Genomic DNA, 11,774 nt, shown 5'->3' with positions numbered 1-11,774 from the left:
AACTCCGGAATACAAGGGGGCCTTGCGGATCAGCCGTCGATCAGGGCGGGATCCCAGGCATGGACGCGCTGGCGCTGTTCGCCCAGGCCCGCGATGCCCAGTTTCATCTCGTCGCCCGCCTTCAGATAAACGGGCGACGGCTTCTGGCCCATGCCCACGCCGGGCGGCGTGCCGGTGCTGATGAGGTCCCCCGGGTACAGCGTCATGAAGCGGCTGACGTACGACACCAGCTGCGCCACGCCGAACACCATCGTGCGGGTGCTGCCGTTCTGGTAGCGCTTGCCGTTGACCTCAAGCCACATCTCCAGGTCCTGCGGATTGGGGACTTCGTCGGCCGTGACCAGCCAAGGACCGATGGGGCCGAAGGTATCGCAGCCCTTGCCCTTGTCCCACGTGCCGCCGCGTTCGATCTGGTATTCGCGCTCGGACACGTCGTTCACCACGCAGTAACCGGCCACGTGCTTCATGGCGTCGGCCTCGCTGACATAGCGGGCCTTCTCGCCGATCACCACGCCCAGCTCGACTTCCCAGTCGGTCTTGACCGATTCCTGCGGCAGCACGACCGGATCGTTGCAGCCCACCACGGCCGACGTCGTCTTCATGAAGATGACGGGCTCGGCCGGCACGGGCAGTCCGGACTCGGCGGCATGGTCGGCGTAATTCAGGCCGATGCAGATGAACTTGCCCATGCCGCGCCACGGCGGCGCCACGCGGCCGGGCTGCGCAACAAGCGGCAGCGACGCCGGATCCAGCGCGCGCAACTGCGCCAGCTTGGCGGGCACGAGCGACTCGGCGGTGATGTCGGAAATGACGGACGACAGGTCGCGGACCTGGCCCTCTGCGTCGATCAAGGCGGGCTTTTCCGAGCCCTTGGCGCCATAGCGCATCAGTTTCATAGCGGTTTCCTGGTTGCTGGAAAAGAAGAATTCAATTGGACCAGCCGCCGTCGATCACCTGCGCGGTGCCGGTGGTGAAGGCGGATTCGTCGCTGGCAAGATACACCGCCAGCGCGGCGATCTCTTCGGCGCGGCCGATCCGGCCCATTGGCTGGCGCGCGGTGAAGGCGGCTTCGACCGCCGCGACGGACTGGCCGCTGGCCAGCGCCTGCGCGTCGATGCGCTGGCGCAGGGACGGCGACTCCACCGTGCCGGGGCAGATCGCGTTGCAGCGGATGCCCTGCCCCACGTAGTCGGCGGCGACCGCCTTGGTCAGGCCGATGACGGCTGCCTTGGTGGCGCCGTAGGCGCAGCGGTTGGGCGCGCCCTTGATGCTGCCCGCCACGGACGCCATGTTGACGATGGAACCCGCGCCGCGCGCCAGCATGGCCGGCAGGCAGGCACGGATCAGCAGGTACATGGATCGCACGTTCAGGTTGAACGAGAAATCCCAGGCGTCTTCGTCGCAATCCAGGATGGTGCCCGCGTGCACGAAACCCGCGCCGTTGAACAGCACGTCGACGCCGCCCGCATCCTGGGCCAACGCGCGCACGGCGCGGGCGTCGGTTACGTCCAGCACGCGCGTGCGGCAGCCAGGTAGCGATTCCAGCGCCGCGCCGTTCAGGTCCACGGCCAGCACGTCGGCGCCCTCGTGCGCGTAGGCCAGGGCCACGGCGCGGCCAATGCCCTGCCCTGCGGCGGTGACGATAGCGGTCTTGCCTTGCAGTCTTGCTGACATGGGCGTGCGTCCTTATTTGCCGGTCATGCCCATTACGGTGGGCAGCCATAGGGTGATCGAAGGAATGTAGGTGATGGCGATCAGCGCCACGAACAGCGGCACGAGCCACGGCAGGATGGCCATCGTGGTGCGCTCGACCGACAGCTTGGCCACCCGCGCCAGCACGAATAGCACCATGCCCATTGGCGGATGCAGAAGGCCGATCATCAGGTTCAGCGTCATGATGAGCCCGAAGTGGATCGGGTCGATGCCCAGCTTCAGGACGATAGGCAGCAGGATGGGCACGAGGATGGTGATGGCCGCGATGGTGTCGATAAAGCAGCCGACGATCAGGATCAGCACGTTCGCCATCAGCAGGAACACCCACTTGTTCTGCGTGACGCTCAGGATGGCGTCGGTGAGCGCCTGCGCGGCCTGGGTGGTGGTCAGCAGCCAGGCGAACACCGAAGCAGCCGTCACGATGAACAGGACCGACGCGGTGGTCTCGATGGTGTCGAACGACGCCTTGGCCAGCGTGCGCAACGTCATGGAGCGATAGCGCACCAGTCCCAAAAAGAGCGCCCAGATCACGGCCGCCACCGCGGCTTCCGTGGGCGTGAACCAGCCCAGCGTCATGCCGCCGATCAGGATCACCGGCGCCATCAGCGCCATCACGGCCGAAAAGTTGAACTTCCAGTCCAGCAGCAGCAAGGCCGCGAACGAGATGCCGGTGGCGACGTTGGGCGACACGCCCGCCAGCGTCATCAGCCAGATCGACATCGGAAATGCCAGCACGATCAGCACTTCCAGCCCCGCGCCGCCCAGCCGCTTCCAGTTGAAGGCAACGTCGCCGCCCCAGTTGTTGCGGCGCGCGTAGTAGGCCACGGTGAGCATCATCAGGATGGTCAGCACCAGGCCGGGAATCAGGCCCGCCAGGAACAGCGACCCGATCGACACGTTGGCCATCATGCCGTAGATGACGAACGGCAGCGACGGCGGAATGATGGGGCCCAGCGTGGCCGACGCGGCCGTCACCCCGACCGCGAACTCGGTCTGGTAGCCGTGGTCCTTCATGGCCTTGATCTCGATGGTGCCCAGGCCCGCGGCGTCGGCGATGGCGGTGCCGGACATGCCGGCAAACACCACCGAGCCGATGATGTTCACCTGCCCCAACCCGCCGCGCATCCAGCCCACCAGCGCGACGGCGAAGTTGTAGATGCGGCCCGTGATGCCCGCGATGTTCATCAGGTTGCCGGCCAGGATGAAGAACGGCACGGCCAGCAGCGGAAACGACTCGACGCCCGCAATCATGCGCTGCGCGATCACGACGTCCGGCACGCTGCCGGAAATCAGGATGTACAGCAGGGATGCGCCCGCCATCGAGACCGCCACCGGCAGCCCCATGATCATCAACAGCAGAAAGGTTCCAATCAGGGTGCCCATGTTCGCTCCTGGCAAAGGCACTGCGGATTCGGGAATTCAGTCCAGCGCTTCAGTCCAGCGACTCATAGGCCGCGGGGTTCTCCAGGATGGAGTAGCCCTGCCGCCAGTTCTGAACGGACACCTGCAGCGACCGCAAGAACATCATGACGAAGCCCGCCAGCGCCACCCAGTAGACGTACGCCTTGTTCCAGAACAGCGTCGTCATGGGCTCGTCGCCGACCAGCACGATGTAGCGGTACGTCAGCCACACGGCATAGCCGAAGAACGCGGTGCGCAGGATATCGATCAGCGTGGACAGCACGCGGCCGGCAGGCTTGGGCAGGTAGCGGTACAGGAAGTCCACCTGGATATGGCGGCACGCGCGCACGCACATCGCGGATCCCAAGAACACCACGCCGATCAGGCAATACACCGCCAGCTCCTCGGTCCAGGCGTACGAGTCGTTCAAGACGTAGCGGGAAAAGAACTGCAGGAACACCAGCAGCGCCATCGCCCAGAACATGGCCAGGCAAATCCAGTCTTCCGGCTGGTAGCCGGCCAGGCTGACCACGTGATGATCGGCTTCCTCGAAACTCTGGACGATCTCGTCCACCGAGGAAACGTGATGGGGGCCGGGCGGCTTGTCCGGCGGATGGCTGACGGCCGCCATCGGCGCGGCCTTCGCATTGGAGTGCATGGAATCTCCCCTCGTGCGGGATCGGTGTGGCGATCAGATCGGGCGAGGCGGGCCGGCGTGGCAGCCCGCCGCGCCGGTGGTCACTTCACCGCCTGGATCTTTTCCCAGTCCGACTTCTCGTAGCCGTATTGCTTGAACGGCACCTTCTCCAGCACCGTGTTGCGGAAGTCGTCGATGTTGACCTCGGCCACCGTCAGGCCACGCTGTTTGAAGACGTCGACCATCTTCTTCTCGGACGCGGCCACTTCGGCCGACGCCTTTTCCGCGGCCTGCTGCGCGACCTCGGCGAAGATCTTCTTGTCCTCGTCCGACAGGCTCTTCCAGAGCTTGCCGGAGATCACCGTGTTCAAGTGATCGACGATGTGGCCGGTGAGGATGATGTTCTTCTGCACTTCGTAGAACTTCTTGGCCTCGATGGTGGTCAGGGGGTTTTCCTGCGCCTCGACCGTGCCGTTCTGCAAGGCCAGATAGACCTCGGCAAAGGCAATGGGCGCGGTGTTGGCGCCACAGGCGCGCGGCATGGCCAGATACGCGGCCACGTCCGGCACGCGAATCTTCAGGCCCTTCATCTCGCTGCACTTGGTGAACGGCTTGTTGGACGTCGTCTGGCGCGTGCCGTAGTAGGTGGTCGCGACGATGTGGTTGCCGCTCTTTTCGTCGTAGCCCTGCGTGAGCTCCTTGTAGATGTCGCTCTTGGTGTAGGCGATCAGGTGCTCAGGACTGCGGAAGGTGTAGGGATAGTACGTGACCCCGATGCGCGGAAAGCTCTTGGCCGCGAAGCTGGACCCGGAGATGATCATGTCGACCGTGCCGAGCGTCAGCCCCTGGTTGATGTCGTTTTCCTTGCCCAGTTGCGAGGCCGGATAGACGTCGATGTGATAGCGGCCGTTGGTGCGCTTCTCGATCTCCTGAGCGGCCCACACCGACGAGGTATGGAACGGTTCGGACGTCTCGTAGACGTGCGCCCACTTCAGTTTGGTCTGCGCCAGCGCGGAGCCGCTGACGGCGATCGCGACGGCGGCAAAGAGCACTTTGATGGCGTTGCCTGGCTTCATGTTGTCTCCTCTCTTTGAGGTGGCGGGCTCGGCGGCCTCGCGTCATGTTTTACATATGGAGTTCACCTACTGGAGCTGCACCTACCAACTGCGACTGCGAGTTGCCGCCGGCCTCCCGGGAGGGACCGGCGGCCTGTTGCTATTCAGCGCGCAAGGCTTCCGCCGCACCGGGCCAGCTGGCCATCAGGCGGTCGTACGAGCAGGAAAGATGTTCACGCATGGCGGCCCGCGCGCCCTGTTCGTCACCGGCCGCGATGGCGTCGATGACGCGGCGGTGCTCGGTGATGGCGACGGCCCAGCTGTCGGAATTTTCGAAGTAATCGCCCAGCTTCACGGAGAGCGGGTTGTGGCGTTCGTCAAAGAGTTCGCCCACCACGCGCACCAGCACGGCGTTGTTGGCCATTTCCGCCACACGCAGATGGAACAGCCGGTCGCCGCGGATGGGCACGCTGCCGGCCCGCGCCTCGTCTTCCATCGCATCGACGGCTTCGCGCAGGCCTTCCACCAATGCGGGCACGGGATTGAGCGCGGCCTGCGCGGCCAGCTCGCTCTCGATGGTGCGGCGGGCGCGGATGGTTTCAAGCGGGCTTTCGGCGGTCAGGCTGGCGCGCGGCGCGCCGCCCGGGCTTTGCACGTACACGCCCGAACCCATGCGCACTTCCACCCAGCCTTCGACCTCCAGCGCAATCAGCGCTTCCCGCACCGACGGCCGGGACACGCCCAGCTTCAGCGCTAGATCGCGCTCGGGCGGCAGGCGCGCGCCGGCCGGAAATTCGCCGGCCTCGATCAGCAGACGAAGCTGATCGGCGATCTGGCGATACAAGCGGCGAGGTTCAATGGTCTGAATCGGCATATAGGTAAAGTGGCCTTACCAATTGACCAGAATCCTGCGCCTCCCGACGCTGGGTCACAATTAGGGTTTGCCCATCCGCGTACGATGTGCCACGCGGGCAACCCTTATCTGTTAAAAAGCCGCCACCACGGCTTTCATCCGATTCCATGACCCACGATCCGCAACACTCGCCCTTCAAGAGCACCGGCGGCGCGCGCCGTATCCTCAACGCGCTGCGCTATTCCTGGCAGGGCCTGAAGGCGGCCGTCAAATACGAGGCGGCCTTCCGCCAGGAACTGGCGCTGGCCGTGCTGATGATTCCAGCGGCATTCTTTCTGGGCCGCACCACGGTCGAGGTGTTCTTCCTGGTGGGCGTGGTGGTCATGGTGCTGGCGGCAGAACTGCTCAATTCCGCCATCGAAGCGCTTGCCGATGCGCTGTCGGTCGAACGCCACCCCCTCTTGGGCCGGGCCAAGGACCTGGGCAGCGCAGCGGTGATGCTGCTGCTGATATTTGCCGGAACGGTCTGGGTGGGAGTGGCCATCAGCCGTTTCGTCATGCACTGATACGGGTTCGCATCGCGACGGGGATGCGACTCTATTTATACTGGGAGCCATGATGCCTCAATCGACGTCAGCACCCTCCAAGCGCATCGTCATCGTCGGCGGTGGCGCAGGCGGCCTTGAACTGGCCGCCAAACTGGGCCGGATCCACGGCCGCCAATACATCACCCTGGTCGACAGCCGCCCTTTTCACATCTGGAAGCCTTCGCTGCATGAAGCGGCGGCGGGCACGCTGGATATTCACCAGGAAGGCCTGTCCTACCTGATGCTGGCCCACATGGACGGCTTCTCGTTCGCCCAGGGCCGGCTTGAAAGCGTCGACCGCGAACGCCGTCTCATCACCGTGGACGCCGTCAATGACGCGCAGGGCCAGGAAGTCCTGCCCCGCCGCGAACTGGCGTACGACACGCTGGTGCTGGCGCTGGGCAGCACCTCCAACTTCTTCAACACGCCGGGCGCGGCCGAGCATGCGGTCACGCTGGACACCACCGAAAACGCCGAGCAATTCCGCCTGACCATGCTCAAGGCCATGGCGCTGGTGGATCAGGCCAAGGTGCGCAACCCGTCCGCGCGGCTGGATCTGGTGATCGTGGGCGGCGGCGCCACCGGCGTCGAACTGGCGGTGGAACTGACCGAAGCCAGCCACGTCGTCAGCGCCTATGGCCTGCCGAACTTCCGCGCCGACCGTGACCTGGCGATCACGCTGGTCGAAGGCGCGCCGCGCATCCTGTCCGCGCTGCCTGAGAAGATCTCGGTGGCGGCGACCAAGCGCCTGACCGAACTGGGCATCCGCGTCGAGACCTCATGCCGTGTGTCCGAAGTGACGGACAACACCGTGCGCACCGCCGACGGCCGCGAGTTTCCCGCGCAGTTGTGCATGTGGGCCGCCGGCATCAAGGGCCCGGCGCTCTTGGCCGACCTGGGATTGCCGCTGAACAAGCTGGGGCAGATCGAAGTCAACGAGCGGCTCGAAACGCCCGATCCGCACATCCTGGCGCTGGGCGACTGCTGCGCGGCGCCGTGGCGCGACGGCCGCACCGTGCCCGCCCGCGCCCAGGCCGCGCACCAGCAGGCCGATTACCTGACCAAGAAGCTGACGGCCCGGCTGCGCAATAACCCCGAGCCCACCGCCCCCTACGTCTACCAGGACCACGGATCGCTGGTGTCGCTGGGCCAGGACGCCGGGGTGGGCAGCCTGATGGGCAAGCTTGCCGGACGGGGACTGTTCGTAAGCGGTACACTGGCGCGCCTGATGTACATGAGCCTGCACCTGATGCACCACCGCGCGGTGCTGGGCGCCTCGCGTACCGTCTCCCTCGCCCTGGCTCGCCTGCTCATGCGGCGCACGCGCCCGCGGGTCAAACTGCACTGAATCCCATGAATTTCCTGCAAAAACTCGAACACGCCTGGACCACCAGCAACTCGCTCCTGCAAGTCGGGCTGGATCCCGACCCGCAGCGCTTCCCGCGCGAATTGCAGGACAAGCCGGACGCCATCTTCCAGTTCTGCCGCGACATCGTCGACGCCACCGCGCCATACGCCTGCAGCTTCAAGCCGCAGATCGCGTACTTTGCCGCGCACCGCGCCGAAGACCAGCTGGAAGCGCTGTGCCAGCACATCCGCGACAAGCACCCCGACCTGCCCATCGTGCTGGACGCCAAGCGCGGCGACATCGGCTCGACCGCCGAAAACTACGCCCGCGAAGCCTACGAGCGCTACCAGGCCCACGCCCTCACCGTCAGCCCGTACATGGGACTGGACTCGGTCGAGCCCTACCTGGCGTGGCGCGACCGCGGCGTGATCGTCCTGTGCCGCACCTCCAACCCGGGCGGCTCGGACCTGCAATTCCTGAAGATGGACAACGGCGAGCCCCTGTACCTGCACGTGGCGGGGCTGGTGGCTGACAAATGGAATGCCAATGGCCAGTGCGGCCTGGTGGTGGGCGCCACATTCCCCAACGAACTGGCTGCGGTGCGCCAGCGCATCGGCGACGCCCTGCCGCTGCTGGTGCCGGGCATCGGCGCCCAGGGCGGCGACATCACGGCAACGGTCAACGCCGGCGCCAACGCAGCGCGCAACGGCATGATGATCAACTCGTCGCGCGCCATTATCTACGCCAGCGGAGGCGACGACTGGCGCCAAGCCGCCGCCGAGGCCGCCAAGGGCCTGCGCGACGCGATCAACGCGGTGCGCTGACGCCACATTGCGCAAAAGCCGCTGCACCATGTGCGAATGCACGGTGCAGCGGCTTTTTTCATTTGAATGCCCGCAAGTTCAGCGCGGGCGTTTCGGGTCGGGATTCATCGCCGGTTGATCGGTGCACCCGCGAATTCCAGCACGGCCCGCAGCGCGAACTCCACCGCCGCCTGCCGCACCTGCCCCCGGTCGCCCTGAAACACGTGCGTCACCGCGCGGCTGCTGATGCCGTCGCCCACCCGCATGGCAAAGCCAAAGCACACCATGCCCACCGGCTTGCCGGGCGTGGCGCCGCCCGGTCCGGCGATGCCGGTGGTCGACATGGCCACGTGCGCATTGGGCACGGCAAGCAGCACCCCGTTTGCCATTTCCAGCGCCACGGGCTCGCTGACTGCGCCAAAGTGATGCAGCGTTTCGGGCGACACCTCCAGTTCGGTAACCTTGGCGTCGTTGCTGTACGTGACGAAGCCGCGCTCGAACCATTCGCTGGAACCGGCCACCGCGGTGACGGCGCCTGCCAGCAGGCCGCCCGTGCAGGATTCGGCGGTGCCAAGCATCCACCCCTGCTGGCGCAGCACATCGCCCAGCCGCTCGGACAGGCCGAGGATCGTCGCTTCCGACAACTGCGCGGCCGTCATGTTGGTCCGCGCGCCTTCATGCTGATCGTTCATCCCAAGACTCCTGTGCGGGCCACCAGCGCCATCACCAACAAGGCATAGCCGGCGGCCACGATATCGTCCCACATGACTCCGAAACCGCCCTTGATATGGGCGTCGAAGAACTTGATGGGTGGCGGCTTGACGATGTCGAACGTGCGGAACAGCACGAACGCCAGCGCCTGCGACAACCAGCCGGCCGGCGTAAGCCACAGCACCAGCCAGAACGCCACCATCTCGTCCCAGACCATTCCGACATGATCCGGCTGCTGGAGTTCTCGGCCGACGCGATGGCAGGCCCAGCATCCGTACAGAAATGCCACCGCCAGGAACACGCCGATGGCCAGGTCCGACGCCGCAGGCGCCGCCGCCACCCAGATGGCCCAAGCAAGCAGCGTGCCCCACGTGCCGGAGGCCGGACGGATCAGTCCGCTGCCAAAGCCAAACGCAATCAGCCGGCCCGGATCGCGGCAGACCCAGGAAAGCGCGGGATACGCGGCGCGGCGGCGGTCGCGCATGGAGGTGGAGTGCTTATCAGCGGAAGACATGGGGGGAAGGGTCCGCAAAAAGGAAGCCGCGGATCAGTCCGCGGGGAAGTGATCGAAGCCGGCGGGCAGGTCGGCAAGCGCCTGCCCGTGCGAGTCGAGAACGGCGATGCCCGGCTGCGGCAGGATCTCGCCCACCCGGGTCACGCAGGCGCCGGCCGTGCGGGCTGCCGCCAGCACGGCGTCGCGCCGGGACGGCGGCGCGGTGAAACACAGTTGATAGACATCGCCCCCGCCCAGCAGCGCGCGTTGCAGCGGCGCCGCGTCCAGGCCCGCCAGGGCGGGCGCCGTCGGCAGGTCCGCGAACCGCAGGCGGGCGCCGACGCGGCTGGCGGCCAGGATGTGGCCCAGGTCCTGCACCAGGCCGTCGGACAGGTCGATGGCTGCATGCGCGATGCCGCGCAGCGCCGTGCCCAGCCCCACTTGCGGCTCGGGCCACTCCAACGCGCCGCGCGTGGCGGCCAGCAGCGCGGCATCAGCCGGGTATTGCCCGTCGAGCAGCCGGTAGGCCACGTCTGCCGCCCCCAGTTCGCCGGACACCCAGATGTCGTCGCCGCTGCGCGCGCCATCGCGGCGCAGCGCCTGACCGGGGGGCACCGAGCCAAACACGGTCACGCTGATCGCCAGATCGTGCGCGCTGCGCGTGGTGTCGCCGCCGACTAGCGGGCAGCCGTGGGCCGCCGCCAGCGCGTGAAACCCTTCGGCAAACGCCGCCAGCCAAGGCTCGTCCAGGCGCGGCAACGCCAGCCCGAGCACGCAGCCGATCGGGCGCGCGCCCATGGCCGCGAGGTCGGATAGGTTCACCGCCAGCGCCTTGTGGCCCAGCGATTTCGGGTCTACGTCGGGAAAGAAATGCCGACCTTCCAGCAGCAAGTCCGTGCTGGTGGCCACCTGTTCACCGGGAGGAACAGGAAAGAGCGCGCAGTCGTCGCCAACGCCCAAGAGGCCGGCAGGCGCGGCACGCGTGAAATAGCGCGCAATCAGATCAAATTCGGACGCCACCGCGCCTCCACTATGCGGCGTTCAAGAATCGCCGTCGCACTCTAACGGGTGCCACGCGGCGTGGCCGTGATCCGGGCTCCGCCGGTCCGCAGCGGCGCCCCCTCGGGAGGAGGCGCAAAGCGCTGCGGGGGGGCTCGCTATCGCCGTTGCTGCGCCGCGGCCTGGACCTCGTGCGCGCGGACATCGGCAGCCAGCTTGTCGAGCACGCCGTTGACGAACTTGAAGCCATCGGTGCCGCCGAACGACTTGGCCAGTTCCACGGCTTCGTTGATGGCGACCTTGTACGGCACTTCGACGTGATGGATCAGCTCGAAGCTGCCGATCAGCAGGATGCCGTGCTCAACGGGCGACAACTCGGCCAGCGGACGGTCGACGTAGGGCGTGAAGCGTTCGCGCAGCGCGGGCGCTTCGCGCAGCACGCCGTGCAGCAAGGTCTTGAACCACTGCGCATCGGCCTCGGAAAAGTCCTCGGTGTCGCGCAGATGGGCGTCGATCTCGCCGGCGTCCTGCGTGCCTTCGCCGCCGCGCAGCAGCCACGCGTACACGCCTTGCAGCGCGAATTCGCGCGCACGGCGGCGCGCGCTGCGCGCATTGGCGCGGGCCTGCGCCGCGCTATCAGCGCTGGTCGTCGTCTTCTTCGTCGTCAAAATCTTCGTCCTCGTCGTCTTCGTCTTCGTCTTCTTCCTCGGGTTCCAGCGCTGCCACCAGGTTGGCCATTTCGACGGCCACCTGGGCGCAATCGCGACCCTTGCCGGCGGCGCGGGCTTGCGCCTGCTCGTCGGTGTCGACGGTCAGCACGCCGTTCGCGACGGGGATGCCGGTTTCGAGGGAGATGCGGGTGATTGCCGTGGCCATTTCATTGCTGACCACTTCAAAGTGATAGGTTTCGCCGCGGATGACCGCGCCCAGCGCGATCAGGGCGTCGAATTCAAACGTTTCGGCCATGTGGGACAGGGCCACGCCCAGTTCCAGCGCGCCGGGCACGGTGGCGACCATCACGTCGCGCTCGTCCACGCCCAGTTCGGCCAGTTCCTTCAGGCACGCTTCGAGTTCGGCCTGGCCGACTTCTTCGTTGAAGCGGGCGCGTACGATGCCGATGTGCAGCCCTTCGCCGTTCAGGTCGGGGGTAAGGATGTAAGGGTTCATGTGTCGG

General features: G+C 66.4%; 14 protein-coding genes. 3 read left to right on the top strand and 11 right to left on the bottom strand.

Annotated elements, in window-relative coordinates:
* Window positions 1–29: 29 nt before the first annotated feature.
* The 6 genes from ASD87_RS19790 to ASD87_RS19765 form a co-directional block, all read right to left on the bottom strand.
* The gene (locus ASD87_RS19790; protein ID WP_056325468.1) at window positions 30–896 is read right to left on the bottom strand and encodes a fumarylacetoacetate hydrolase family protein; all 867 of its coding nucleotides are present in this window, start codon (window positions 894–896) and stop codon (window positions 30–32) included.
* 31 nt (window positions 897–927) lie between these two features.
* On the bottom strand, window positions 928–1,674 hold the full coding sequence (locus tag ASD87_RS19785; RefSeq protein WP_056325466.1) for an SDR family oxidoreductase: 747 nt from the start codon (window positions 1,672–1,674) through the stop codon (window positions 928–930).
* A gap of 12 nt (window positions 1,675–1,686) precedes the next feature.
* Window positions 1,687–3,096 (bottom strand): TRAP transporter large permease, encoded by a 1,410-nt coding sequence (locus ASD87_RS19780; RefSeq protein ID WP_056325462.1) that lies wholly within the window; start codon window positions 3,094–3,096, stop codon window positions 1,687–1,689.
* A gap of 49 nt (window positions 3,097–3,145) precedes the next feature.
* Window positions 3,146–3,772: a TRAP transporter small permease gene (locus ASD87_RS19775; protein ID WP_156403473.1), complete on the bottom strand. Its 627-nt coding sequence runs from the start codon at window positions 3,770–3,772 to the stop codon at window positions 3,146–3,148.
* A gap of 80 nt (window positions 3,773–3,852) precedes the next feature.
* Window positions 3,853–4,827, bottom strand: a complete 975-nt coding sequence (locus tag ASD87_RS19770; protein ID WP_056325459.1) for a sialic acid TRAP transporter substrate-binding protein SiaP — start codon at window positions 4,825–4,827, stop codon at window positions 3,853–3,855.
* 139 nt (window positions 4,828–4,966) lie between these two features.
* Entirely contained in the window at window positions 4,967–5,680 is a 714-nt protein-coding gene (locus ASD87_RS19765; protein ID WP_056325456.1) for a FadR/GntR family transcriptional regulator, read from the bottom strand.
* Window positions 5,681–5,826: 146 nt separating this feature from the next.
* Here ASD87_RS19765 and ASD87_RS19760 point away from each other — a divergent pair, with 146 nt between their 5' ends.
* From ASD87_RS19760 to pyrF, 3 genes are read left to right on the top strand one after another with little or no spacing between them, the layout of a single operon-like run.
* Complete coding sequence (locus ASD87_RS19760) at window positions 5,827–6,225, top strand: diacylglycerol kinase (RefSeq protein ID WP_056325453.1); 399 nt, start codon at window positions 5,827–5,829, stop codon at window positions 6,223–6,225.
* 49 nt (window positions 6,226–6,274) lie between these two features.
* The gene (locus ASD87_RS19755; protein WP_056325451.1) at window positions 6,275–7,594 is read left to right on the top strand and encodes an NAD(P)/FAD-dependent oxidoreductase; all 1,320 of its coding nucleotides are present in this window, start codon (window positions 6,275–6,277) and stop codon (window positions 7,592–7,594) included.
* 5 nt (window positions 7,595–7,599) lie between these two features.
* Window positions 7,600–8,418: an orotidine-5'-phosphate decarboxylase gene (gene pyrF, locus ASD87_RS19750; protein WP_056325448.1), complete on the top strand. Its 819-nt coding sequence runs from the start codon at window positions 7,600–7,602 to the stop codon at window positions 8,416–8,418.
* Between the two features lie 104 nt (window positions 8,419–8,522).
* On the opposite strand, the gene ASD87_RS19745 is transcribed toward pyrF, so the two are convergent.
* From ASD87_RS19745 to ribH, 5 genes are all read right to left on the bottom strand, one after another.
* Window positions 8,523–9,089 (bottom strand): CinA family protein, encoded by a 567-nt coding sequence (locus tag ASD87_RS19745; RefSeq protein WP_056325445.1) that lies wholly within the window; start codon window positions 9,087–9,089, stop codon window positions 8,523–8,525.
* Window positions 9,086–9,592, bottom strand: a complete 507-nt coding sequence (locus tag ASD87_RS19740) for a phosphatidylglycerophosphatase A (RefSeq protein ID WP_056325443.1) — start codon at window positions 9,590–9,592, stop codon at window positions 9,086–9,088. Before ASD87_RS19740 ends, ASD87_RS19745 begins: the two co-directional genes overlap by 4 nt.
* A gap of 63 nt (window positions 9,593–9,655) precedes the next feature.
* Window positions 9,656–10,621 carry a thiamine-phosphate kinase gene (thiL, locus tag ASD87_RS19735; RefSeq protein ID WP_056325441.1) on the bottom strand — a complete coding sequence of 322 codons (966 nt, stop codon included), beginning with the start codon at window positions 10,619–10,621 and terminating at the stop codon, window positions 9,656–9,658.
* 137 nt (window positions 10,622–10,758) lie between these two features.
* Window positions 10,759–11,268: a transcription antitermination factor NusB gene (nusB, locus tag ASD87_RS19730; protein ID WP_056325438.1), complete on the bottom strand. Its 510-nt coding sequence runs from the start codon at window positions 11,266–11,268 to the stop codon at window positions 10,759–10,761.
* On the bottom strand, window positions 11,237–11,767 hold the full coding sequence (gene ribH / locus ASD87_RS19725) for a 6,7-dimethyl-8-ribityllumazine synthase (RefSeq protein WP_056325435.1): 531 nt from the start codon (window positions 11,765–11,767) through the stop codon (window positions 11,237–11,239). Before ribH ends, nusB begins: the two co-directional genes overlap by 32 nt.
* Window positions 11,768–11,774: the final 7 nt, after the last annotated feature.

The organism is Achromobacter sp. Root170 (genome assembly GCF_001428165.1).
In the GTDB taxonomy this organism is placed as follows: Bacteria; Pseudomonadota; Gammaproteobacteria; order Burkholderiales; family Burkholderiaceae_B; genus Achromobacter; species Achromobacter mucicolens.
This window is presented reverse-complemented; position numbering and strand designations above follow the sequence as displayed.

Excerpts from the sequence above, each read along its gene's own strand:
- pyrF (WP_056325448.1), top strand. The coding sequence starts at position 7,600 with ATGAATTTCCTGCAAAAACTCGAACACGCCTGGACCACCAGCAACTCG.
- ASD87_RS19745 (WP_056325445.1), bottom strand. The coding sequence starts at position 9,089 with ATGAACGATCAGCATGAAGGCGCGCGGACCAACATGACGGCCGCGCAG.
- ASD87_RS19775 (WP_156403473.1), bottom strand. The coding sequence starts at position 3,772 with ATGCACTCCAATGCGAAGGCCGCGCCGATGGCGGCCGTCAGCCATCCG.
- ASD87_RS19770 (WP_056325459.1), bottom strand. The coding sequence starts at position 4,827 with ATGAAGCCAGGCAACGCCATCAAAGTGCTCTTTGCCGCCGTCGCGATC.
- ribH (WP_056325435.1), bottom strand. The coding sequence starts at position 11,767 with ATGAACCCTTACATCCTTACCCCCGACCTGAACGGCGAAGGGCTGCAC.
- ASD87_RS19765 (WP_056325456.1), bottom strand. The coding sequence starts at position 5,680 with ATGCCGATTCAGACCATTGAACCTCGCCGCTTGTATCGCCAGATCGCC.
- ASD87_RS19740 (WP_056325443.1), bottom strand. The coding sequence starts at position 9,592 with ATGCGCGACCGCCGCCGCGCCGCGTATCCCGCGCTTTCCTGGGTCTGC.
- ASD87_RS19780 (WP_056325462.1), bottom strand. The coding sequence starts at position 3,096 with ATGGGCACCCTGATTGGAACCTTTCTGCTGTTGATGATCATGGGGCTG.
- ASD87_RS19755 (WP_056325451.1), top strand. The coding sequence starts at position 6,275 with ATGATGCCTCAATCGACGTCAGCACCCTCCAAGCGCATCGTCATCGTC.
- ASD87_RS19785 (WP_056325466.1), bottom strand. The coding sequence starts at position 1,674 with ATGTCAGCAAGACTGCAAGGCAAGACCGCTATCGTCACCGCCGCAGGG.
- ASD87_RS19790 (WP_056325468.1), bottom strand. The coding sequence starts at position 896 with ATGAAACTGATGCGCTATGGCGCCAAGGGCTCGGAAAAGCCCGCCTTG.
- ASD87_RS19760 (WP_056325453.1), top strand. The coding sequence starts at position 5,827 with ATGACCCACGATCCGCAACACTCGCCCTTCAAGAGCACCGGCGGCGCG.